This is a genomic window from Morganella sp. HMSC11D09 (genome assembly GCF_001807955.1).
GTDB lineage: Bacteria > Pseudomonadota > Gammaproteobacteria > Enterobacterales > Enterobacteriaceae > Morganella > Morganella morganii.
In genome coordinates this window covers 51,355-76,553 of sequence record NZ_KV791647.1, presented here as the reverse complement: position 1 = coordinate 76,553, position 25,199 = coordinate 51,355, and the positions used below count along the sequence as shown (strand labels likewise).

Genomic DNA, 25,199 nt, shown 5'->3' with positions numbered 1-25,199 from the left:
CGATTCTGTTATTCAGGGCTAATTAGAAAAATGCTGTGGACATCATTACCGGTGATACAAAAACGGTATTGTATTCACCGGGAAAAAACACCGCCAGTCAGAACAGCAGCGTCAGCTGCATCACTCTGCTCCGGTGTTAAAAGCAGTAAAGGGGCGCTATGTTAATCCATAAGATCCGCATCGTCACCTGTAAAATGGCAAAATTAAAATGGCATCAACAATTGCCCGGTTAACAAGGTGGTGAAGTCATCCTCCAGGAAAGGCAGAATGGCGTCGGCTATCGGCATCAGTTGCTTATTAATGTAATGCTCATAGTCCGGCGGTGCCGTCAGAATTTCCAGCGGCTGCGGCCCGGAACGGGTAATGATATAGCTTATCCCCGCACCGCGCTGGTACTGCGGCGGACGATTCATGCGGACATTATACTCATCCGCCATTCTGGCCGCTTTGACATGAGGCGGCACATTACGCTGATAATCCGCCAGCGGACGGCGCAGGCGCTTGCGATACACCAGCCGGTCATCGTAGCAGCCTGCGAGTGTGTCGCGGACATAATCACGGATAAACTGCTGATACGGCATTTTATCGAAAATCAGCCGGTACAGAGTTTGCTGGAAATGCTGTGCCAGCGGTGTCCAGTCACTGCGGACCGTCTCCAGCCCGCGAAAGACCATGTTATCCCCGGAAAGCCCCGCATACCGTTTCTTGCTGCCGAGGTCAGTTCCGCGAATTGTCGGCATCAGAAAACGCCGGTAGTGGGTTTCATACTCAATTTCCAGGGCAGAGGTCAGCCCGTATTCATCCTTTAAATGTGTCTGCCACCACTGATTGATCTCTTCCACCAGCCAGCGTCCGATACGTTCCGCACCGGCTTCACTGTGCGCATTTTTCAGCCAGACAAAGGTGGAATCGGTGTCGCCGTAAATGACCTGATAACCCAGAGACTCAATAATAGTGCGGGTTTTGCGCATGATGTCATGTCCGCGCATGGTGACGGAGGAGGTCAGGCGCGGATCATAAAAACGGCATCCGGCGGCACCCAGAACACCACAAAACGCATTCATAATAATTTTCAGTGCCTGCGACAGCGGCTTATCCCCTGCCAGTTTTGCCATGTCCCGCTCATGCCAGATTCGGTTGACGATATCCGGCAGGCAGTTGGTTTCCCTGGAAAAATACGCCCCCTTAAACCCGGGAACCGCCTGTTCCGGTGCGGCAAGACCTTCGACCATGCCAATCGGGTCGATGAGAAAAGTGCGGATAATAGAGGGATACAGGCTTTTAAAATCCAGCACCACCACCGAGTCATATAATCCCGGGGCAGATTCCATCACAAAGCCGCCCGGTATCGGCTCACCGGGTTTTTCGCCGGGATCCGGTGCGACATAGCCTTTACGGTGCATCGGCGGCAGATAAAGATGGGTGAAGGCGGCGACAGAGCCCCCCATGCGATCCGGTGCCAGGCCGGTTACGGCAGCCCGCGCTAGTAAAAATTCTGTCAGATGGGTGTGCTCAAAAATCTGGGTGACCAGACGGCAGTCCTGAAGGTTATACCGTGCCAGCGCCGGTTTATCCTCAGGGAAACGGCGGTTGATTTCATCCATGCGGTCATACGGGGAATCACTGTCTTTGCCCTCGCCGAGTAATGCCTGAGACACCGCCTCCAGACTGAAAGACGGGAACTGCCAGGTCGCGGCTTTCAGGGCATCGATACCGTCAATAATCAGCCGCCCCGGGGCACCGGCAAAAAATTGTCCGGGCTTGAAGCCATGCTCCCGCCAGGAGAGCGGGGCATTATTGCGGCCGAAAATCAGCGGGATCTGATACTTTTCCGCATGGCGCTGCAGAATGCGCAGATCAAACTGGATCAGGCTCCAGCCGATTATCATGTCCGGATCATGCTCCGCCAGCCACTGGTTCAGCCGGTGAAGCAGATCCGGGCGGCGCGGGACATATTCCAGTGTGAAATCGGGATTGGTCAGCGGTGTGCCGTTCTCTGGGCCGAGCATAAAAACAGTATCAGCACCGCAACCGGAGAGCCCGATGGAGTAAAGATCACCGAACTCCGTGGTTTCGATATCCAGAGAAACGATTTTCAGCGCCGGGCGGTAATCCGGATGCGGTTTCATCAGCACATGACCATCCGGCTGTGGCTGCACCCAGACAGCGGCGGTGATAAAACGCTCCATCAGATAGCGCTCGCAGGGGCGGATATCCGCTTCATAAAGGTGCAGATGCTGTTCGCCGAGCTGTTTTTCCAGTTGCTGTAACTGGCGGTACTGGCGGCAGTAAACGGCACTGACATCATCCTGATGAAAATCCTTTAGCGGACGTGCTGTCAGTGTGGCGCCGGGAATGTTGTTAATGAAGGGACGGCTTTCCGCCAGCTCCCGGTGCGGGACAAAGCCGACAGCCTGCTGCAGCGGAACAGAAACATGCCGTGGCCCGTTATCTGTCGCCAGCCAGTAACGGACCTCAATACCGCGCGGGGTATCAGACCAGTGACGGGTCAGAATAAAACCGGCTTCCGCCGGTGCTGCCACCTGACGGGAGGGAAAACTGTTGTGCCCTGCCATCATTTTGTCCGTTCTGCTGATGAAAAAATAACTATAGCAGAGTGGTGTGGATATATACAGTATTTAAGGTGCGGTTTACGGACGGATACCGAGGATCTGAGCCTGGGGAACCTCACCGCTGACCAGGGCGGCGGTACTGCCGTCAAAGGCAATGGTACCGTTATCCACCACCATCGCGCGGGGCGCGATTCTGGCCGCGTCATCTGTATTGTGGGAGACCATCATCAGTGTCAGCTGCCGTGAATCACAGATGGTTTCCAGCAGTGCCAGCATTTCATTGCGCAGTGCCGGATCCAGTGCGGAGAAAGGTTCATCCAGCAGCAAAACCGGCTGGGAACGCACCAGGCACCGTGCCAGTGCCACCCGCTGGCGCTGACCGCCGGAAAGCTGTGATGGCAGCCGTTTCAGCAGTGGTGTCAGCGAAACCTGTTCAGCGATTTGTGCCAGCTGTACTTTTTGCTCCGCATTCAGTTTCATACCGGGATGAAAACCGAGGGCGATATTCTGCTCCGCCGTCAGGTGAGCAAACAGGTTATTTTCCTGAAACAGCATGGACACGGGGCGTGAAGCGGGTGGGGTGCGGGTGTGATCTTCATTATTCAGCAGAATAGTACCGCTTTCGGCAAACTGAAACCCGGCAATCAGTGACAGCAGGGTACTTTTACCTGCTCCGCTCGGGCCGAGAATGGCAATTTTTTCTCCGGCGGCAACAGAAAAATGAAAATTCATGGTCTGTTGCTGATAGCGGTAAAGAATATGATCAAAATTAATCATGGGCGTTTCCCCGGCAGACGTTCCAGAACGGTAAACAGCCCGAAACAGAGTAAAAACAAGATCAGTGCAGTGACCGCGGCATCCGCATTGCGGTAAGCGCCGATCTGCTGATAAAGATAGAACGGCAGTGTGCGGAAATCTTCATTGCCGAACAGCGCGATCACGCCAAAATCCCCGACCGACAGCACACTGGCAAATGCCACCGCCTGTGCCAGCGGGTTACGGAGAGCCTTCAGTTCAATCAGTTTCAGCCGGTTGAAGCCGCTGATATTCAGCGAGAGACAGAGCGGGTTATAGCGTTCAGCCAGGTCACGCATCGGGTTATCCAGCACTTTCAGTGCATACGGAATCGCCATCAGCGCGTTGGTCAGGATCACCAGCCCGTATGGAATTGCTCCCAAATCAGTGGTGCCGGTCGTGCTGTTGAGCAGCAGGAAAAACCCGGTAGCCAGTACAATTCCCGGCATGGCGAGGATCACCAGCCCGGAAAGCTCCATGGCCTGTCCTGCTCTGACCGCCTGCCGCAGCCGCAGTTCACGGCTGCTCCATAACAGCATCATGGTCAGCAGCACACAGATAAAACCGGAAGCCAGCGCAATTCCGAGCGAGGTGAAAAAAGCTCGCCACAGTGCCGGTTGCTGCAGGACCGGCAGTAATCCCGGATTCAGACCGTCCGCGATGATGGCAAAAAACGGCGGCAGCAGAAACAGCAGGGCACAGAGGATGATCAGGCCGTCAGCCAGTCTGCGCGGCAGCGTGTCCTGCGGGTTGCGCCATTGCAGTGACTGGGTAAAGCCGACAGAAAAATGACCGGACAAATGCTGGCTGACGAGCACCAGCCCGATGCAGCACACCAGCTGGATCAGCGCCAGCAGGGCAGCGCGGCCAATATCAAAGTCATAATTCAGTGCCTGATAAATCGCCAGTTCAATGGTAGTTGCCGCCGGGCCGCCACCGAGTGCCAGCACCGTGGCAAAACTGGCAAAGCAGAGCATAAAAATCAGTGCGGCGGTCGGCAGCAACTGACGGCGCAGATAAGGCCACTCCACAATCCGGAAATGCTGCCATTCATTCATATTAAGCTGAGCGGCGAGCTGTCTCTGCTCCGTGGCAATATTATCGAGCTGCTGATACAGCATCCGGGTGGCAAGCGGCATATTGAAGAAGATGTGCGCCAGCAGAATGCCCTGTAATCCGTACGGGGAGAAGGTATAGTCCAGATCCAGAAAACCGGAAATATGTGCCAGCCAGCCGTTACGTCCGTAAACTGACAGAATACCGAATACGGCTACCAGCACGGGCAGTACCAGCGTCATCGCGCATAACCGCAGAAAGACCGTCCGTCCCGGGAAACGGCGGCGCCAGAGTGCCCGGGCCAGGAAAACAGCCGGGATAACGGAAAAGAGTGCGGATAAGAAAGCCTGCCAGAAGGTAAAGCGGACGACATGCCACAGGTAGCTGTCATCCCATATCTGCTGCCAGTCTGTATCCGGTGTGTTAAACCACAGCGCCCCGAAGGCACTGACAGCAACGACCAGAAGAAGACCGGACGCGAGTGTGCCCGGTATCAGGTACGCGGCAATTAACGGCTGACTGCGTTTTGCCATATCCGTATCCACTGATTGCGCTCTTTCGCCACTTCTTTTGCATCAAATTCCAGCGTTTTCGCCGGTTTCGGCATTTTGTCGTAAACCGGCGGCAGCGGCATATCAATCACAGGATACATCCAGTTGGTGGTCGGCAGCGTTTTCTGGAAATCCGGTGTCAGCATAAACTGCATGAACTGTTCCGCCAGTGCCGGGTGTTTTGAGGAGGCCAGTACACCTGCCATTTCCACCTGAAGATAATGTCCTTCCTCAAACAGTGCTGCGGCATAGTTATCTTTGTTATCTGCCAGCATGTGGTAACCAGGCGAAGAGGTATAACTCAGTACCAGGTCAGCTTCACCTTTCAGGAACAGGCCGTAAGATTCACTCCAGCCTTTGGTGACCGTCAGGGTCTTGTTCGCCATTTTGGCCCACTGTGCCGCCACATCATCCCCGTAGAGTTTTTCCATCCACAGCAGTAATCCCAGTCCCGGTGTGCTGGTGCGCGGATCCTGATAAATAATGGTCAGCTTCTGATCACTGTTAAGCAGTTCTTTCATGCTTTTCGGCGGGTTCGGCAGGGTGTCTTTGTTGTAGATAAAAGCAAACCAGCCATAGTCATAAGGAATAAAGGTTTTGCTTTCCCATTTGACCGGCAGCACCAGTTTTGACTGATCAACATTGCTTTCTTTAAACAGTCCGGTATCCAGAGCCGCCTGCATCAGGTTGTTATCCAGACCTAAGATGATATCGGCCTGTGATTTTTTACCTTCCATCCGCAGACGGTTCAGCAGCGTCACGCCGTCACTCAGACCGACGAGTTTCAGTTCGCAGTTGCATTGCGCTTCAAAGTTTTTCTTAATTTCCGGCCCCGGTCCCCACTCAGCAACAAATGAGTCATAGGTATAGACAGTCAGAACCGGCTTGCTGTTATCCGCAGCCGCCTGGAAAGAGAACAGAGCAGCAAGGCCGCCTGCGATGATATTTCTGGTCAGTTTCTGTAACACTTTGCGCTCCTGTAAGGGAAGGATTAGCAAAGGATCTGAGTGCAGCATGATGGCGACAGGCTGTGCTGTCAGCAGTGGCGGCTCAAATCCCTACGCCGGTATTAACCGGATCAGGTTCCTCGGGTGTTATCTCAGCAACACCGGCCGGAAAGCCGGAGCTGCACCCCGTTGAGAGAGGAATAGTGTAGTGTTTTTCTCAGGAATTTGCCACTGTCCGGAACCGTTAACGTGGCGTGTTGTTTTTCTTCTGTCAGAGCCGGAAATGCGGCGGGCTGAAGGATTTTGAGTGCAGAGGTTTACCCCATGATGGGAGTGTGAAACAATTGGCTATCTTTCAGTTTTTTTCTGAGGTAGTCGAGTGATTGATGATGATGGCTACCGCCCGAATGTCGGGATTGTAATTTGTAATAAGGAAGGCCAGGTTTTATGGGCCCGCCGCTACGGACAGCACTCGTGGCAGTTTCCTCAGGGAGGTATCAATCCCGGCGAATCACCGGAACAGGCCATGTACCGTGAATTGTATGAGGAAGTTGGTTTAACGCGTAAAGATGTGCGTATCCTGGCGGTCACCCGCAACTGGCTGCGCTACAAATTACCCAAACGTTTGGTGCGTTGGGATACCAAACCGGTTTGTATCGGTCAGAAGCAGCGCTGGTTTTTACTTCAGCTGCTCTGCGAGGACAAAGAGGTCAATGTGACCCGCAGCAAGTCGCCGGAATTTGACGGCTGGCGCTGGGTCACCTATTGGTATCCTGTTCGTCAGGTGGTCTCTTTCAAACGTGATGTATACCGCCGCGTAATGAAAGAGTTTTCTTCCGTTGTGATGCCTGCCAACAGCGAAGCGACGGCTGTGCGGGCACCGTTTCCCTACCGTCGCCGGCGCCAGAATTAGGGGGAACGGATGCTGACGCGTTTACGTGAAGTGATTGAAAAAGTGGCTGCCGCCGCCGATCTCGCGGAAGCGCTGGAGCTTCTGGTTAAAGAAACCTGTCAGGCGATGGGAACGGATGTCTGTTCCATCTACCTGGCAGATAATCAGCATCACTGTTTTTATCTGATGGCAACGCAGGGGCTGAAAAAGCCCCGCGGCCGTGCCGTCAGCCTTGCTTTCGGCGAAGGTGTGGTCGGTCATGTCGGCCGCCGCGCTGAGCTTATCAATATCGCGGATGTCCGCGAACATCCCGGTTTTAAATATCTCCCTCAGGTTAAAGAAGACAACCTGCGTGCATTTCTCGGTGCGCCGGTGGTTTACCGCCGTCAGTTACTGGGCGTGCTGGTGGTTCAGCAGAGAGAAAAACGCCTGTTCAGTGAAACGGAAGAGTCTTTTATTGTCACTCTGGCGATGCAGCTTGCCGTGCTGCTGGCTCAGGCTCAGACCAAAGGGTTGTTCGGGCAGTTCCGCCAGACCCGGATCCAGGCAATTCCGGTTTCTTCCGGGATTGTGATGGCCTATGGCTGGGAAGATCGTTCACAGCCGGTGCTTGAGAATGTTTCTGAAGCCTCGGCACTGGACCGCGTGCAGGAGCGTGCCCGCCTGAATAAAGCGCTGGAGGATGCCACGGCAGAGTGCCGCCGTATCAGCAAGCGTTTTAATGCCGCCTCACAAAAAGAGAGTGCCGCTATTTTCGATCTCTACTCCCATCTGCTGAATGACCTGCAACTGAAAAAAGGGTTATACAGTATTGTGGAGCAGGGGTTTGTGGCCGAATGGGCAGTCAAAACGGTCATTGAGCAATTTGCGGGCCGGTTTGCCGGGCTTCAGGACAGCTATATGCGGGAGCGGGCCACGGATTTGCGTGCACTCGGGCAGCGGCTGTTATTCCATCTTGATGATAATTTTACCGGCAGCAATCAGTGGCCGGAACGCTTTGTGCTGGTGGCTGACGAGCTGAGTGCCAGCCTGCTGGCAGAGCTTCCGCAGGAACAGCTTGCCGGTGTGGTGGTGCGTGACGGGGCAACACATTCCCATTCCGCCATTCTGGTCAGGGCGATGGGTATTCCGGTTATCATGGGCGCGGATATTCAGCCGGAACTGTTACACAACCGCCTGCTTATCCTCGACGGCTACCGGGGCGTGGTGTATATCGAACCGGAGCCGCTGATAGCACAGGAATTCAGCCAGATTATTGAGCAGGAGCAGGCTATCAGCCAACTGGCCGAGGATGAGCTCAGCCGCTCAGCTGCACTGAAAAGCGGCGAACGGGTTTCCGTTCAGCTGAATGCCGGGCTCAGTCTGAAGTATGAGCAAAAAATCGTCAAAAGTATTGACGGGATTGGACTGTACCGTACGGAGATACCGTTTCTTGTGCATAATGGTTTTCCGTCAGAAGAAGAGCAGAAAGTCCGTTATCAGGATATGCTGCAACTCTTTGCCGGGAAACCGGTAGTATTGCGGACACTGGATATCGGTGCGGATAAGCAGCTGCCGTATATGCCTATCAGCGAGGAAAACCCGTGTCTGGGCTGGCGCGGTATCCGTGTGATGCTGGATCAGCCGGAGATTTTTCTTATCCAGTTGCGGGCCATGCTGCGGGCCAATATCGGGCTGAATAATCTGAAGATATTATTCCCGATGATTTCCGGGCTCGCGGAGGTTGAAGAGGCCATCCGCCTGCTTGATCGTGCCTGTGAGGAAGTATCGGTACTGACCGGAGAACGGGTGGAACGTCCGCCGGTAGGTGTGATGCTGGAAGTGCCGTCATTGTTGTTTATGCTGCCGGAGCTGAAACAATATATTGATTTTATTTCTGTCGGTACGAATGATTTAACCCAGTATCTGCTGGCGGTTGACCGGAATAATACACATGTTGCACCATTATATGACTCGCTCCATCCGGCGGTCCTGCGTATGCTGAATTTTGTCCGGACTGAAACCACCCGGCTGGGGATCCCGGTCTCGGTTTGCGGGGAAATGGCGGCAAATCCGTTAGGTGCAATGATACTGATTGGTTTAGGATACCGTCAGCTGAGTATGAACGGGCGGAGTATCCCGCGTATTAAGTATCTGCTGCGGCATCTGGATGCCGGAGCACTGGAGCCGCTGCTGGCATCATTGCTGGATGCACAGACAGCGGCTGAGATCCGTGAAAAAGCGGAGCTGTTTATTGAGAACAAGGGGCTGGGACAGCTTATCCGGGGTAGTGCTTAACCGGCACATCCCGGGGCATAAGGTGTTTCCGTCCTTACAGTCATATATCCCGGTCTGCGGCAGGCAGAGCTGTAACCGCAGCCGGATACAACACACAGTGTGAGGTACGATGAGTAACACTTATCTGGCATTTCCGGATTTTGATCCTGTTATTTTTTCTGTGGGGCCGGTGGCGTTACGCTGGTACGGGCTGATGTATCTTGTCGGGTTTGTGTTTGCCATGTGGCTGGCCAACCGGCGTGCAGACAAACCGGGCAGCGGCTGGAAACGCAGTGAAGTTGAAACACTGTTATATGCCGGGTTTGTGGGGGTTTTCCTGGGCGGCCGTATCGGCTATGTGCTGTTTTATAACTTCCCGCTGTTTGCAGAAAACCCGCTGTATCTGTTCAAAGTCTGGGATGGCGGTATGTCATTCCACGGCGGACTGATGGGCGTTATTATTGCTATGTGGTGGTTTGCCCGCCGCACGAAGCGTCATTTTTTACAGGTTGCTGACTTTGTGGCACCGTTGATTCCGTTTGGTCTCGGTATGGGGCGCATCGGTAACTTTATTAATGGCGAACTGTGGGGGCGTGTGACACTCGATACACCGTGGGCCATTCTGTTCCCGACGTCTTACAGTGAAGACGTGAAACTGGCTGCTGCTGATCCGTCTCTGATGCCGGTGCTTGAGCAATACGGCGTTCTGCCGCGTCACCCGTCGCAGCTGTATGAAATGCTGCTGGAAGGGATCGTCCTCTTTATTATTCTGAATGTGTTTGTCCGTAAATCCCGCCCGATGGGCAGTGTGTCAGGTCTGTTCCTGATCGGCTATGGGCTGTTCCGTATCATTGTGGAATTTTTCCGCCAGCCGGATGCCCAGCTTGGTTTATTCGGCGGGATCAGCATGGGGCAGATTTTGTCTGTGCCGATGATTATTATTGGTGTACTGATGATGGTATGGGCATACAAATGCCCGGGTAATAAAAAGCAGAGTAATACCGGAAAACAGAACGCACCGGAATAGATCAGGCTTTAGTGAGTAATAAAAAACTGCATCGTAACGGATGCAGTTTTTTTATGCGCGGCTGTTTAATGGTTTCTCAGACAGAGAACGGATATTTAATCGGGTCGTGGTGCTGATAATCTGTCACTGTGAAGTCATCGGTGGTTACCCATGTCATTAAATCATCCAGCGTTTTAATGTCAGGGTTAATATGCAGTTTCGGTGATGCAAATGGCTTACGTGCAATCTGGACATCACGCATTAATTCCAGCTGATCTTCATATAAATGAAGGTTAACCACTTTGTGATAAACCTTACCGCATTTCAGGCCGGTTATCTGAGCCATAATAGCCAGCAGGAAATAACATTGCGGCGCATTGAAAACATAACCCAGTGCATAATCACAACTGCGCTGATAACTATTTAAATATAATGTGCCATCAAGAACGGAGAAATGATGCATAAACATGCAGGGTCTCAGGCAACCCTGATTAAATTCACCGGGATTCCAGAATGAAATAATTTCACCGCGGTCATCAATTCCTTTTTTTAAATTATCATAGACTTTACGGAGTTGATCGAATGTATTTTTTCGCAGTTCATTAATCAGAGTTTTAACACCTTCTTTATCTCCGGAATCATTTAATGATAATAATAAATCATACTGTGCTTCTGTCGGGGATACTTTCAGCTGCCGTCCCTGAACACCATAAACGCGACCCATATCATCCTCACCTTTGCGGTTCGGGTTTGCCAGCCAGTCGGTATTTTCATTGGCGTTAGCGTTCCAGGTATTACAGCCGATGGCTCTGAACTGAGCGGCGCTGTCATATCCGCGTAAGTAACCCAGCATCTCTGCAATTGCGGCTTTCCAGAATGCCTTGCGGGTGGTCACCAGCGGGAACTCATTTTTGTCAACGTGGTAAGTGAAATCGGCATTAATAATTGTCAGGCATCTTTTACCTGTCCGTTTATTCTCAATCCATTTCCCTTCCTCCAGAATCCGCTTTGCAATGTCTAAATATTGTTCCACTTTCGTTTTCCTGTTGACGCAGTATATGGTTTTTATATTATAACATTATTTTCATTTTTTTAATACAAGATAATATTATTTTGATTTTTTATCAGTATTAAATCTATTAACCATATTAATAATTAAGTTAATGTTTTTGTTATTTATAAAAATCATTAGTGGTTTTTTTATTCTTTATCTGATTATTTCCGGCTCACCGGTACTGATCAAATACAGTACCGGCGGCCGGTTTTTATATCAGTTAATTTCCGTATTGTTAAAGAGCGGTGGTGTCTGTACTTTTTAGCGCCTTCATTTTGTTCACTCCACACTTTTTTCTCTGGCAGATAATTTTTTTCCGTACAACACGAAAAATGAATGTGAATTTGCAGTATTCCGCAGAATTTTTTTCCTGTTGCATCGCATTTTTTTCGGTTTTGTCTTTCCGGGAGTGGTAAATCCGTTATTTTTTCGGCAGAGAAAACGAACGGATGAATACATGCTGACAGAACGGGGGATATCGCTGATGGAAGTCATTATTGTTTTATTTATTATGGCATTACCTGTTTCATTTATTAATATTTCATGGGAAAGCCACAGAGAGCGGCGTTATCTGACAGAAACGGCTGCGTTGTTTCAGCAATATCTCAGCAGCCATAAACTGAAAGCAACCTATCTGAACGAAACACGGAAAATCGCGGTTACGTTTGGTGAGAAAAGCCGGGCCTGTCATCAGGTATCCGCAGCACGGTGTGATGATGATCCGGAAGGATTCACACCGATGGAAGGTGTCCGGATTGTTTCCGGCACGACCGGTACCGTATTGTTCTGGGGAACCCGGCATACCGCCTCTGCTGCCAGCTTTTTACTGGAAAATACGCAGGGACAGATAAAACTGATTATCTCGGCCCCGGGCCGTATACGGTTGTGCACGCCGGACACGATATCCGGAGTACCGTCATGCTGAATAAAAGGCGGGAAAAGGGTTCACTGCTATTTGAAATGCTGGCGGGAATGGCTGTCAGTGCAATTCTTCTGGTCACGGTCACCCGCTTTTTTCCGGCGCTGGGGCAGGATGTACTGAACACATACCGGCAATACAAGCTGGATACGATAATGCGGGAAACCCTTTTGCGGCTGGAAAAAGATCTCCGGCGGACGGCATTCTGCCGGGGGCACTGTCAGGGCAAACCGCTGGAAATTGCCGCCCGGCGCGGCGAGACAGACGGCAGTTGCATCATTGTTGCTTACGACCTCAATCACAATGGCCGCTGGGAGCGGAATGTCCGTAAAATCGGGGAGCATTTCGGCTACCGTCTGAATAAGCAGGCACTGGAATGGACGCGCGACGCCCGCAGCTGCCGGGATACCGGCTGGCAAAAGGTCACGGATAGCCGCTATGTGAATGTTTCCCGGTTTCTGGTCACGCCGGTAAAACTGTACGGAAAAAATGGCCTGAAACTGACCCTGACACTCACCGGACGGGACATGCCCTTAATACAGCGAACCGGAGAAAGCCTGATTGTCATGCCTAATTACCACCTGTAGATCCGGCGGGGAGAAAGCCGGTCACTCCGGAGGCAATGCCCTGTTGCTGATGATTATGCTGTTGCTGGGAATTTCACTGATGATGTTGTCTGTTTTACATCGCTTTTATCAGACAGAGTGGCGTAACGGTCAGGATGAAACGGCATTTTACCGGGCGGATGCCGGTGCGGCCTCTGCACTGGAATGGGGGCTGACACTGGCGTGGTCCCGGAAAGCACTGAACGAAACACAGTTTTACTGCCGGACAGCACCGGACCCGGCACTGAAGAGTTGTTTGCGGCGGCTGAGAGCCAACAAGCTGTTATTACAGGGCAGTATATTTTCTCCCTGGTTTGAACAAAATATCACGCATTATCAGCTGGTCAGTGCCAGGGAAGAAGGAGGCAACATGATTTTGACAGCCCTGCCGCAGGGATGGAGTGATTTTTGCCCGCCGGATTTAAAACCCGGCTGCAACCGGCATACTGAAACGGGAGAAAACAATGAATGAACGCGGAATGTCGCTACCGGAAGTGATGATTTGTGCCTTTATCTTTGCGATTCTGATTACCGGATTATTACGCTATTATCAGTTGCTGCACAGCGGAAAACAGCGGCAGTATGCGGATGTCAGCACGGTACGTCATCTGCATCAGATGATGCGTTTTACGGCTGATCCCGGAATATTACGGCAGATGATGCAGACTCATTTATCTCCCCTGCAGAAATGGGAAAGTTATCAGGAAAATGTGTCACCGGGCTGTATTTCCGTTACTATCGGGCTGGTCTCTCCGGGAGAGCGCCGGTTAACTGCCGGCAGATGGCAATGTATGTAAGGACAGGACAATGTTTACAGTTTATCACTCCAATGATCTGGACCTGCTGAAAGATCTGATATGCCATATTATTGATAATGATAAAATTAATGATCCTTTTTGTCCTGAAACCGTGCTGGTGCAAAGCCCGGGGATGTCTCAGTGGCTGCAAATCAGTCTGGCAGAAAAACTGGGTATTGCCGCGAATATAACATTTCCGCTGCCCGCCACATTTATCTGGGATATGTTTACCCGTGTCCTGCCGGACATTCCGAGGGAGAGTGCCTTCAGTAAGGGCGCAATGACCTGGAAGCTGATGTCACTGCTGCCGCAGCGCCTTGATGATCCGGATTTTGCCCCGCTGCGCCATTATCTTGATGATGACGGGGATAAACGCAAACTGCATCAGCTATCGGGACGTATTGCTGATTTATTTGACCAGTATCTTGTCTACCGGCCGGACTGGCTGACGGCGTGGGAAAATAATGAACTGATTGACGGGCTGAGCCAGAACCAGTCCTGGCAGAAATGCCTGTGGCAGGATTTGCAGACACTAACCCGCAGCCTGGGGCAGCCGGAATGGCACCGTGCCAATCTTTATCAGCGTTTTATTGATGTGCTCAATGAAGGTGATCCGGAAGTGGTTTCCAATCTGCCGCCCCGACTTTTTATCTGTGGTATCTCCGCATTACCGCCGGTCTATCTGCAGGCTCTGCGGGCGCTCGGGCAACATACCCATATCCATCTGATGTTTACCAATCCCTGCCAGTATTACTGGGGCGATTTACAGAGCCCGGCTGCACTGCGGCGTATGCTGGCGCGCAAGCCGCAAAGTTATTGGGATAAAAAAGCCGTCAGCTGGTTTAAATCGGATGAGGATGCACCTTCACTGTTCGATTTTGAGGCTGACGGGGAACAGAATACCGGTAACCCGCTGCTGGCATCGTGGGGGCGTCCCGGCCGGGATAATCTGTTTTTCCTGGAAGAAATTGAAGAAATCCATGCTATTAAAGCCTTTGTCGACCGCCCTGCAGATACACTGCTGTCTGCTGTTCAGCAGGATATTCTTAATCTGGAAGACGGCAGTGTGGTGGGAAAAAACAAAGAGGAATTTGTCACCAGTAAGCGGCGGCGGGTGATTGCGGATAATGACCGTTCCCTGACATTCCATTCCTGCCACAGTCCGCAGCGGGAAGTCGAGATTTTGCAGGACTATTTACTGAACCTGCTGGAAAATGATCCGTCACTGACTCCCCGCGACATTATTGTGATGGTGGCGGATATCGACAGTTATTCTCCTTATATTCAGGCGGTATTTGGCCAGGGGAATGAAAACCGCTATCTGCCGTTTGCTATTTCAGACCGTAAAGCCCGCCAGGCTCATCCGGTATTACAGGCAGTACTGACACTGCTGGAATTACCGCAGAGCCGTTTCACCTCAGAGCATGTACTCAGTCTGCTGGAAGTCCCGGCGGTGGCGCAGCAGTTCGGGCTGGATGAGAGCGATTTACCGCTTCTGCGCCGCTGGGTCAGCGGATCCGGTGTCCGCTGGGGGCTGGATGACCATAATATTGAATCTTTCTCACTGCCGGTTTTTGGCCAGAACACCTGGAAATTCGGGCTGGAACGCATGCTGCTGGGCTATGCCATGGCAGAGGAGGAAGGTACCTGGCGCGGGATCCTGCCGTATGACGAGGTTTCCGGTATGTCAGCGGACCGGGTCGGACAACTGGCTGCTTTTATTGATACGTTGCGGCAGTGGCAGAAAATACTGAGTGAACCGCGGACACCGGCACAATGGCGTGAAACCGGTTCTGAGCTTCTGTCTGCCTTTTTCATGACGACACCGGATACCGAACCGGTGCTCAGTATGGTGTTACAGCAGTGGCAGCAGGTACTGGATCAGGGGGTTAAAGCCTGTTATGACGGCGATGTTCCGCTTGCATTGATCCGGGATGAGCTCTCTCTGCGGCTGGATGACGAGAAAATCAGCCAGCGCTTTTTATCGGGAGCGGTAAACTTTTGCACGCTGATGCCGATGCGTTCTGTGCCGTTTAAGGTTATTTGCCTGCTGGGTATGAATGACGGTGTGTACCCGAGGACAATCCCGCCGCTGGGGTTTGATCTTATGGCGGAAAAAAGCCGCCGGGGTGACCGCAAACGCCGGGATGATGACCGCTATCTTTTCCTGGAGGCGCTGGGGTCAGCAAAAGAATATTTATATATCAGTTATATCGGCCGATCTATCCGCGATAATGAAGAGCGTAACCCGTCAGTGCTGGTCAGTGAACTGCTGGAATATGCCGGTCTCAGTTTTTGTCTGGAGAAAGACCGGTTTGCTGACCTGGATACCAGCCGGGAAGCGCTGGAAAATCATCTGATTGTCCGGCACACCAGGGTTCCGTTTGCGGCGGATAACTACCGGGAGGGCGCGGAATTTCAGAGCTTTTCGCCGCAGTGGTTACCGGCAGCATTACGGCAGGGCGAAGCGCAGGGGCCGTTTAATGTCCCGGTTCCGTCAGAAGATATAACAGAAATAACCATTGATCAGCTGCTGAGGTTTTACCGTCATCCGGTCAGGGCATTTTTTCAGCAGCGTCTGAATGTCCATTTTGATATTGAGGATGTGGCTCTGCCGGAAGAAGAACCGTTCAGTGTTGATAATTTACAGCGTTACGGGTTTAACACCCGGCTGCTTGATGCGCTGGTGGACGGCGAACCGGAAGAGCGGGTCTTCCGCATACTGAAGGCGGCGGGGGAACTGCCGGCCGGGGCGTTTGCACAGGTTTACTGGGAAGAACAATTACAGGAAATGGATGTTCTGGCGGAGAAAATCCGTAATGCACGGACAGAATCTGATATTGAGTCGTTTCACTATGTTACCGGGCCGTATACTTACAGCGGGCAACTGACCGGAGTTCAGGAGAACGGGCTGCTCCGCTGGCGTCCGGCGGCACTTACCGCCGCTGACGGGCTGCGTTTGTGGATTGAACATCTGACATACAGCCTGAGCGGACGGCAGCAGTACAGCCGGATGTACGGGCGCGGTGATACGGTGTGGATCTTTGAGCCGCTGACGGCAGAGCAGGCGCAGGGCTATCTGCGTCAGCTGCTGGATGTGTTTGTCCGTGGTCTGAATGAGCCGCTGCCTGTCTTTGTCAAAAGCGGCTGGGCATGGCTGACCACACTGGCGGATGAGAACACCGGTGAACTCTCTGATGATGATGCACTCCAACATAAAGCCGGTTTACTGCTTCTGCAGACACTGCAGGGGGGATATCAGTTTACCGGTGAGGCGGAGGACGATTATGTCGTCCGCGCATTCCGCCATTTTGATGAAGCACTTATGGATGCAATAAAGCAATTTTCACAACAACTCTTTTTGCCGATGTTTCAACATCAGAAAAACAGGGAGAATGAGGCTGATGCCTAAACAACTAGTGCAGTTTATTTTTACGCTGCTTTTCTTTTTTACCGGTGCCAATGCACTTGCTCAGAATAACTGGCAGGTTCTGCCCGGAGAGATTGAGAAAAGCGCCAACGATCCGCGTCAGTATCAGGCAATCACCCTGAAAAATAATATGACGGTTCTGCTGATTTCCGATAAAACCGCACGTAAATCAGCTGCAGCGGTCAGTCTGGCTATCGGCAGTATGGATGAGCCGCAGAGCCAGGCGGGTCTTGCGCACTATCTGGAACATATGGTGCTGATGGGCTCAAAACGTTTCCCTGAACCCGGTAATTTCAGTGATTATCTGGCGAAGCACGGCGGCAGCCATAATGCCAGTACCGGCTCCAATTACACTGACTTCTATTTTGAAGTGGAAAATAATGCGCTGAAAGGGGCAACGGAGAGGCTGGCTGATGCCCTGGCAGAACCGCTGCTGGATCCGGTGAATGCGGATAAAGAACGTAATGCGGTTAACGCCGAGCTGACCATGGCGCGTTCCCGTGACGGGCACCGCATGTATCAGGTCCGGGCGGAAACCTGGAACCCGGCACATCCGATTTCCCGTTTTTCCGGTGGTAACCTGGAAACCCTTAGAGATAAGCCCGGCAGCATCCTGCATGAAGAGCTGCTGAAGTTTTATAATACCTATTATTCATCCAATCTGATGAAAGCTGTTATCTACGGACCGGAGTCCCCGGAAGAACTGGCAAAACTGGCCAATGAGACGTTCGGCACGATTCCGGATCGCCACGCAGCTGTTCCGCAGATTACCGTTCCGCTGATCACCGCAGCCGAGCAGCAGAAAATCATTCACTATGTTCCTGCGCAGCCGCAGAAATCGCTGGATTTTGAGTTTGTCATCGACAACAACAGCAAAGATTTCCGCAAGCAGACAGATACCTATATTGCGTATCTGCTGGGAAGCCGCAGTGAAGGTACGCTGGTGAACTGGCTGATATCCAACGGGTTGGCGGAGAGCGTCAGTGCATCGGCATCCTCAACCCTGGCACGTAACCAGGGCGTGTTTATTATCTCTGTCTCACTGACTGATGAGGGCATGGCGAAGCGCGATGAAATTACCGCCGCTGTTTTTGCGTACCTGAATCTGATTAAAGAAAAAGGGATCAATAAAGACTATTTCGATGAAATCGCCCGCGTGAATATGCTGGCATTCCGCTACAGCTCGGTTGTCCGTGATATGAACTATGTTGAATCACTGGCAAATACGATGATGGAATATCCGGTAAAAAATGTTCTGAATGTCGGCTATCTGGCTGATGACTGGGATCCTGCCGCCATCAAAGCCCGCCTTGCGGATTTAACACCGGAAAAAGCCCGCATCTGGTATACCAGCCCGCAGGAACCAAGCAATAAAAAAGCCTATTTCGTTGATGCGCCTTATCAGGTGGATGCAGTGACTGCCGCTCAACTGGATAAATGGCGTAAATCTGAAGGTGATTTCCGTTTCTCTCTGCCTGCACTGAACCCGTTTATTCCGGATAATTTTGACCTGATCAAACGGCAGGAACAGCAAAAACCGGTACAGCTGACAGACACTGCAAAACTGCGTCTGTTCTATATGCCGAGCCGCTATTTTGCGGATGAGCCGAAGGCAATTATCGCGCTGGAACTGCGTAACCGGAATGCCGGCAGAACAGCCAAAGATGTTGTCACCAGCGCGTTGCTCAGTTATGTCAGTGAACTGAAACTGAATCAGCTCAGCTATCAGGCCAGTGTGGCAGGAATGGGGATCAATATCAGTGATGACGACGGTCTGAATATCAGCGTCAGTGGTTATTCCCAGCATCTGCCGGAACTGCTGACCACCGCAGTGAGTGAATACCAGTCCTTTACACCGTCAGTATCGGAGCTTGCACAGGCGAAATCCTGGTATCGTGAGCAGGTTGCGGTATCGGATAACGGCAAAGCCTATGAAATGGCAATGCGTCCGTTCAGCCGTCTGAAATCAGTGCCTTATTTCGAAGATAAAGAACGCCTCGCAGCGCTGGACACCATTACCGAAAGTGACATCACGCAGTACCGTAACCGTCTTATCCGTGAAGGGGCGCTCCAGATGTTTGTGTTCGGTAATCTGACAGCACCTCAGGCAGAGCAGATTGCATCGAAAGCTCAGGCACAGCTCGGTTCACAGGGTACGGAATGGTGGGTCGGGGATTACTATGTGATTGATAAAGCCCTGAAACCAAACTTTGACGAAAAAGCCAACAGCACAGATAACGCGCTGGCCAATATCTTTATTCCGGACGGTTATTCACGGACGGAAGGTGCTGCATTCTCGTCTGTGCTGTCGAAAATTCTGCATCCGTGGTTCTATGATCAGTTGCGGACACAGGAACAGCTGGGGTATGCCCTGTTTGCATTTAACCCGAACTTCGGCCGCCAGTGGGGGATCGGTTTCCTGCTGCAAAGCAATGAAAAGAATCCGGCTTATCTGTCACAACGCTTTGATGATTTTTATATCAATGCGGAAAAACGCCTGAAAGCACTGGATAATGCGGAGTTTGATAAATACCGCAATGCATTGCTGACCGAAATGACACAGCCGCCGGAAACCTTTGAGGAAGAAGCATCCCGTTATTCATTTGATTTCAAAAATAATTACTTTGATTTCAACACCCGCGAGCAGACGATTGCGGCAGTGAAGAAAATGACCAAACAGGATGTGGTGACATTCTATGAGAACGCGGTGATGTCGAAAAAAGGACTGGCGCTTTACTCTCAGGTGACCGGTACCGGCGGCAAAGCGGATGATTACGCGAAACCGGCCGGATGGACGACGTATCCGTCTGTCACGGCTTTCCAGGCGCTGTTACCTGTTAAAGAAGAAATCCGGTAAAACGATGGCGGCTGAATCTTTAAACCCGATGACAATACCGCTGCAGGGGCAGCGGTTAATTGAGGCCTCTGCCGGTACAGGGAAAACTTATACCCTGGCCCGGCTCTATCTGCGTCTGCTGCTGGGTATTGGTGAAGGGGCATTTGTCCGGCCGTTATCGGCGGAAGAGATCCTGGTGGTGACCTTTACCGAAGCGGCAACCAATGAACTGCGGGGGCGTATCCGTGAGAACATCCATAAGTTGCGGATCGCCTGTCTGCGTCATGAAGAAGGCGGGGAACCGGGGGAGGATTACGGATTCGGTCCGCTTCTGGCGCTGATTGAGGATAAACAAAGTGCTGCTCAGCGCCTGCTGCTGGCTGAACGGCAGATGGATGAAGCCGCCATTTTTACCATCCACGGTTTTTGTCAGCGTATGCTGACACACAACGCCTTTGAATCCGGCGTGCTCTTTGAACAAACGCTGATTCAGGATGAGCATCCTGTCCGTAAACAGGCCTGCGAGGACTTCTGGCGGCGTCATTGTTACCCGCTGCCGGTTGAACTGGCCAGAGCCATTACACAGCTCTGGTCTGATCCTGAGGCGCTGCTGCGGGATATTTACCCCTGGCTGCAGGGGGAACTGCCCGGAATTACAGATGCACCGGAATCGGATGAAACATTACTTTCCCGCCATGAAAAAATTATCGCCGCGATTGATGAGGTCAAACAGTGCTGGCGGGAAAGTGATGTTGATTTTGTCAGTCTTATTCAGAACTCTGATCTGAATAAAAGCAGTTACCGCGCTAATCTGGTGCCCGGATGGATTGCCGGCATTGATGACTGGGCGAAGGAAACCGAAACCACACATTACGCACTGCCGAAAAATATAGAACGTTTCAGTCAGGCAGTGCTGGATGAAAAAACCAAAAAAGGCGGAACGCCGCCGTCACATCCGGTGTTTTCTGCGATTGAGGAACTGACAGCACAGGCACTGACGCTGGAGGATATCCTGTTTACCCGCGCGGTGTATGAGATCCGCCGGACCATCACGCAGGAGAAACAGGCCCGGGGCGAGATGGGATTTGATGATTTGCTGACCCGGCTGGATAACGCGCTGCATCAGGAAAACGGCGCTCTGCTGGCGCAGACACTGCGCAGACGTTTTCCGGTGGCGATGATTGATGAATTCCAGGATACCGATCCCCAGCAATACCGGATCTTCCGCACTATCTATCAGGAAAACACCGGTGACAACGGCACACCGGCAGATCCATACGGGCTGCTGTTTATCGGTGACCCGAAACAGGCGATTTACGCCTTCCGCGGCGCGGATATTTTCACCTATATCAAAGCGCGGCAGGATGTCAGTGCGCATTACACTCTTGGGACTAACTTCCGTTCCGCGAAGACGATGGTCGACAGCGTCAACAAGCTGTTTTTACAGGCGGATGAGCCTTTCTGCTTTAAACAGATCCCGTTTCAGCCGGTCAGTTCCGCACCGGATAATGATGAGGCCGCTTTTATTATCGGCGGAAAAACACAACCGGCGGTGCAGTTCTGGTGGCAGGCCGCAGAGGGGGTCAGCAGCGGGGATTATGAGCGGACAATGGCGGGAGTGTGTGCCGGGCAGATCCGCGACTGGCTGGATGCCGGACAAAACGGCACGGCACTGATTGGCAAGCCCGGGAAACAACGGCCGGTCAGTGCGGCAGATATTACCGTGCTGGTACGCAGCCGCCGGGAAGCACAACTGATAAAAGATGCCCTTAACCAGCGGGCGATCCCGTCTGTTTTTCTCTCAAACCGCGACAGCGTGTTTGACACACCGGAAGCCCGCGAGTTGCTGTGGCTGCTCCAGGCGGTGCTGAATCCGGAAAAGGAGCGGTTGTTGCGCAGTGCGCTGGCATCCGGGTTGTTTGGTCTGAATGCTGCGCAAATTGATGCACTGAATCAGGATGAAGCTGCCCGTGACAGGCTGGTGGACGAGTTCGCCGGTTATGGTCAGATCTGGCAGCAGCAGGGCGTTCTGCCGATGCTGCGCCGGGTGCTCAGTCAGCGGAAGATTGCGGAAAATCTTCTGGCGGGGCAGGACGGTGAACGGCGCTTAACCGATATCATGCATATCAGTGAGTTACTTCAGGAAACATCACTGACGCTGGAAAATGAACACGCCCTGGTGCGCTGGCTGGCACAACAGGTATTACGCCCGGATGCGCAGTCAGAAAGTCAGCAGATGCGGCTGGAAAGTGATCAGCATCTGGTTCAGATTTGCACTATCCATAAATCCAAAGGGCTGGAATACCCGCTGGTGTGGCTGCCGTTTATCTGTAATTTTCAGGCGGGTGGTCAGCGGCTTTATCATGATGAAACCACCTTCGAGCCGTGCCTGACACTGTCACCGGATGAAACACAGCTTGCCCTGGCGGATAAAGAACGTCTGGCAGAGGATTTACGTCTGTTGTATGTGGCGGTGACGCGGGCGGTTTACCATTGCAGCCTGGGTGTTGCGCCGATTATCAGAGGGAACCGCAAAAAAACAGGTAATACCGACCTGCATCTTAACGGGCTGGGGTATCTGCTTCAGAACGGACAGGCATGTGACAGCAAAACCCTGGCGGAGCGGCTTGATGCTTTTTGTCAGGGCGACAGCCCGGTTGCTGTCACCCGGATAACAGAACCACAACTGCAACTGTGGCAGCCCGGTATGTCACAGCCGCCGTCCCTGGCGGTGAAGCCGTTTACCCGGAATGTCAGCAGCCGCTGGCGTGTGACCAGTTACAGTGGCCTGAGTTACGGTGCATCGTCCGGCGGCACTGTGTATACACAGGACAGACAGGAAGAGATGATGGCGATGATCCGTTCTCTCAGCCCGTCACTGGATACAGATACGCTCGGTGAAGTGCAGGACGAAACCGGAACGGCACAAACCGCCGGTACCTTCCCGCGCGGTGCGATGGCGGGGACATTCCTGCACAGCCTGTTTGAAGAGCTTGAATTTGATAGTGAGCCCTCACTTGAGTGGCTGAGGGAGCAACTGCTGTCATACGGATTCTCTGCTGAATGGGCACCGTTCCTGCAAACCTGGTTCACGGATCTGGTTAATACACCGTTGTCTGCGGAAGGGCCGGTGCTCAGTGCAATCCCGGTACGTTATAAACAGGATGAAATGCAGTTTTTCCTGCCGATAGACGGCGACCTGACCGCGCAAAAACTGGATGCACTGACGCGGCAGTATGATCCGCTGTCAGCACAGGCACCACCGCTGGATTTCGCGGCAGTGACCGGTATGCTGAAAGGCTTTATTGACCTTGTGTTTTATCACGACGGTAAATATTACATAGCGGACTATAAATCAAACTATCTGGGTGACAGTCACGCAGATTATCAGCCGGACGCACTGGCGCAGGCGATGCTGGAACACCGCTATGATTTGCAGTATCAGCTGTATACGCTGGCGCTGCATCGCTATCTGCGCCACCGGTTGCCGGATTATGACTATCAGACGCATTTCGGCGGTGTGTATTACCTCTTTCTGCGCGGCATGACACCGGACCATCCCGGCCGGGGGATCTGGTTTTATCGCCCGGAGCAGGCATTCACGGAACAACTGGATGCCCTGTTTAAAGGGGAGGAAGGTTAATGAATACTCACTTACAAATCTTGTGTGCAGAGCAGATCCTGCGTCCCTTGGACTGTCAGTTCGCCGCCATGCTGGCACCGGACAGTCATCCTCTGCTGCAACTCGTCTTTGCCCTGCTCAGTGCACAAACCGGCGGCGGACACGTCTGCCTGCCGCTGTCGCGGATTATTCCCGCAGCGGAACAGGGCGGACGGCATGCGGAGATCATGCAGTCTGTCTGGGAGGCACTGAATGAGCCGGGACTGCCGGAGATAAAAGCGGCGCTGTCTGCCTCTGATGCGGTTAGTGATGGCTCACTTCCCGCACCGGTTGTGCTGTCAGAAGAGAATTTGTACCTGCACCGGATGTGGCAGTATGAATGCCGGGTGGCGGAATTTTTCTCCCGGCCTCAGCGGATTTCTGCTGATGCAGAGAAACTGCGCCCGGTTCTGGATGCATTGTTCGGTACGGAAGAACCGGAGGACTGGCAGAAAATTGCCGCAGCGGTAGCGGTCAGCAGCCGGACTTCCGTTATTTCCGGCGGGCCCGGTACCGGTAAAACCACAACCGTTGCCCGTATTCTGGCGGCACTGGTGCAATCCGCCGCTGAGCCGCTGCTGATTGAACTGGCAGCACCGACCGGCAAAGCGGCAGCCCGCCTGACTGAATCACTGGGTGAGGCGATCGCGCAGCTTGATTTGACGGATGCACAGCGGGCCATGATGCCGGAGCAAGCCAAAACCCTGCACCGCCTGCTGGGCGCTCAGCCGGACAGCCGCCGGTTACGCCATCATCAGAAAAACCCGCTGATGTCGGATGTGCTGATTGTGGATGAAGCATCCATGGTTGATTTACCGATGATGGCGTCACTGATTGATGCACTGCCGGAGAACGCTATTCTGATCCTGCTGGGGGATAAAGATCAGCTGGCTTCGGTGGAAGCCGGGGCGGTGCTGGGGGATATCTGCCGTTTTGCTGAATCCGGTTACACACCACAGCGGCGGCAGGCGCTGGAGGCTATGACCGGCTGTGTGCTGCCGGATAAGTCGCCGGCGCATCCGGTCAATGTGCAGGATCACCTCTGCCTGCTGCGTAAAAGTTTCCGTTTTGATGCCGGTTCCGGCATCGGGCAACTGGCCACCGCAGTTAACAACGGCGATATCCGGGAAACCATGGCGGTTCTCGGCGGGCAGCGGCCGGATGTCCGTTATGTGCCGCTGGAGGATGAAGAAGGCTATGCTCAGGTACTGACAGACACCATGAAAGCCTATCTGCCGTTTTTATCACTGGTGAAACAGCATGCCGATCCTGCAGCGGTGCTTGATGCCTTCAGTCAGTTCCGGTTGTTGTGTGCGCTGCGTGAGGGACCGTTCGGTGTGGAAGGGCTGAATGAGCGTATTGAACGGCTGCTGCATCAGCAGGGGCATATCCGCCGTCCGCTGATACACCGGCACCGCGCCTATAACGGCAAACCGGTGATGATAAGCCGTAATGACAGCCCGCTGGGGCTGTTCAACGGTGATATCGGGATTATGCTGACGGATGAAAACCATGAGCTGCGGGTGTATTTCCGGCTGCCGGACGGCACTATCCGGAGTATCCGCCCGAGTCGTCTTCCGGCACACGAAACGGCGTATGTGATGACAGTGCATAAATCACAGGGCTCTGAGTTTGCTCATACCGCGCTGGTGCTGCCGGTGCAGCCTTCGCCGCTGGTCAGCCGTGAATTGCTGTATACGGCACTGACGCGGGCGAAGCAGTTTCTGACCATATACAGCCGGGAAGAGTGTGTTAAGCGGGCAGTGAAAACGCCGACTCAGCGGTACAGCGGGCTGAGCGGGCGTTTACGTTAGTCCGGCG

The 25,199-nt window shown here is 52.8% G+C and carries 16 protein-coding genes and 1 riboswitch; of the genes, 11 read left to right on the top strand and 5 right to left on the bottom strand.

What is annotated here, in order from left to right:
* Nucleotides 1-203: 203 nt before the first annotated feature.
* The 4 genes from HMPREF3119_RS01325 to thiB form a co-directional block, all read right to left on the bottom strand.
* Nucleotides 204-2,579, bottom strand: a complete 2,376-nt coding sequence (locus tag HMPREF3119_RS01325) for a DNA polymerase II (protein WP_070578124.1) — start codon at nt 2,577-2,579, stop codon at nt 204-206.
* Between the two features lie 72 nt (nt 2,580-2,651).
* Complete coding sequence (thiQ, locus tag HMPREF3119_RS01320) at nt 2,652-3,350, bottom strand: thiamine ABC transporter ATP-binding protein ThiQ (RefSeq protein WP_070578121.1); 699 nt, start codon at nt 3,348-3,350, stop codon at nt 2,652-2,654.
* Nucleotides 3,347-4,957, bottom strand: a complete 1,611-nt coding sequence (gene thiP / locus HMPREF3119_RS01315; RefSeq protein WP_070578119.1) for a thiamine/thiamine pyrophosphate ABC transporter permease ThiP — start codon at nt 4,955-4,957, stop codon at nt 3,347-3,349. Before thiP ends, thiQ begins: the two co-directional genes overlap by 4 nt.
* Nucleotides 4,933-5,943, bottom strand: coding sequence for a thiamine ABC transporter substrate binding subunit (gene thiB / locus HMPREF3119_RS01310; protein WP_004242184.1), 1,011 nt, complete (start codon nt 5,941-5,943; stop codon nt 4,933-4,935). The genes thiP and thiB overlap by 25 nt, the downstream gene beginning before the upstream one ends.
* A 69-nt stretch (nt 5,944-6,012) precedes the next feature.
* Nucleotides 6,013-6,121: riboswitch (TPP riboswitch) on the bottom strand.
* Between the two features lie 180 nt (nt 6,122-6,301).
* Here thiB and rppH point away from each other — a divergent pair.
* The 3 genes from rppH to lgt all read left to right on the top strand — a co-directional run bounded on the left by rppH (nt 6,302) and on the right by lgt (nt 10,097).
* On the top strand, nt 6,302-6,835 hold the full coding sequence (gene rppH / locus HMPREF3119_RS01305; protein WP_015422452.1) for an RNA pyrophosphohydrolase: 534 nt from the start codon (nt 6,302-6,304) through the stop codon (nt 6,833-6,835).
* A gap of 9 nt (nt 6,836-6,844) precedes the next feature.
* A complete protein-coding gene (gene ptsP, locus HMPREF3119_RS01300; RefSeq protein WP_070578116.1) occupies nt 6,845-9,091 on the top strand; it encodes a phosphoenolpyruvate--protein phosphotransferase in 2,247 nt (748 codons plus the stop codon).
* A gap of 109 nt (nt 9,092-9,200) precedes the next feature.
* Nucleotides 9,201-10,097, top strand: coding sequence for a prolipoprotein diacylglyceryl transferase (lgt, locus tag HMPREF3119_RS01295; RefSeq protein ID WP_004237185.1), 897 nt, complete (start codon nt 9,201-9,203; stop codon nt 10,095-10,097).
* A gap of 76 nt (nt 10,098-10,173) precedes the next feature.
* On the opposite strand, the gene thyA is transcribed toward lgt, so the two are convergent.
* Complete coding sequence (gene thyA, locus HMPREF3119_RS01290; protein ID WP_004242187.1) at nt 10,174-11,109, bottom strand: thymidylate synthase; 936 nt, start codon at nt 11,107-11,109, stop codon at nt 10,174-10,176.
* A 478-nt stretch (nt 11,110-11,587) separates the two neighbouring features.
* Here thyA and HMPREF3119_RS01285 point away from each other — a divergent pair, with 478 nt between their 5' ends.
* The 8 genes from HMPREF3119_RS01285 to recD are packed head-to-tail and all read left to right on the top strand — an operon-like array spanning nt 11,588 to nt 25,192.
* Nucleotides 11,588-12,055: a hypothetical protein gene (locus HMPREF3119_RS01285; protein WP_004237190.1), complete on the top strand. Its 468-nt coding sequence runs from the start codon at nt 11,588-11,590 to the stop codon at nt 12,053-12,055.
* Nucleotides 12,049-12,636, top strand: a complete 588-nt coding sequence (locus HMPREF3119_RS01280) for a prepilin peptidase-dependent protein (protein ID WP_004237191.1) — start codon at nt 12,049-12,051, stop codon at nt 12,634-12,636. The genes HMPREF3119_RS01285 and HMPREF3119_RS01280 overlap by 7 nt, the downstream gene beginning before the upstream one ends.
* Entirely contained in the window at nt 12,611-13,126 is a 516-nt protein-coding gene (locus tag HMPREF3119_RS01275; RefSeq protein WP_233499142.1) for a YgdB family protein, read from the top strand. Before HMPREF3119_RS01280 ends, HMPREF3119_RS01275 begins: the two co-directional genes overlap by 26 nt.
* The gene (locus HMPREF3119_RS01270; RefSeq protein ID WP_070578113.1) at nt 13,119-13,451 is read left to right on the top strand and encodes a prepilin-type N-terminal cleavage/methylation domain-containing protein; all 333 of its coding nucleotides are present in this window, start codon (nt 13,119-13,121) and stop codon (nt 13,449-13,451) included. Before HMPREF3119_RS01275 ends, HMPREF3119_RS01270 begins: the two co-directional genes overlap by 8 nt.
* A 10-nt stretch (nt 13,452-13,461) precedes the next feature.
* Nucleotides 13,462-16,863 (top strand): exodeoxyribonuclease V subunit gamma, encoded by a 3,402-nt coding sequence (gene recC, locus HMPREF3119_RS01265; protein WP_036417861.1) that lies wholly within the window; start codon nt 13,462-13,464, stop codon nt 16,861-16,863.
* Entirely contained in the window at nt 16,847-19,738 is a 2,892-nt protein-coding gene (ptrA, locus tag HMPREF3119_RS01260) for a pitrilysin (RefSeq protein WP_186702264.1), read from the top strand. The genes recC and ptrA overlap by 17 nt, the downstream gene beginning before the upstream one ends.
* 4 nt (nt 19,739-19,742) lie before the next feature.
* Nucleotides 19,743-23,360: an exodeoxyribonuclease V subunit beta gene (gene recB, locus HMPREF3119_RS01255; RefSeq protein WP_070578107.1), complete on the top strand. Its 3,618-nt coding sequence runs from the start codon at nt 19,743-19,745 to the stop codon at nt 23,358-23,360.
* The gene (gene recD / locus HMPREF3119_RS01250; protein ID WP_070578104.1) at nt 23,360-25,192 is read left to right on the top strand and encodes an exodeoxyribonuclease V subunit alpha; all 1,833 of its coding nucleotides are present in this window, start codon (nt 23,360-23,362) and stop codon (nt 25,190-25,192) included. The genes recB and recD overlap by 1 nt, the downstream gene beginning before the upstream one ends.
* The last annotated feature ends 7 nt before the right edge of the window (nt 25,193-25,199 follow it).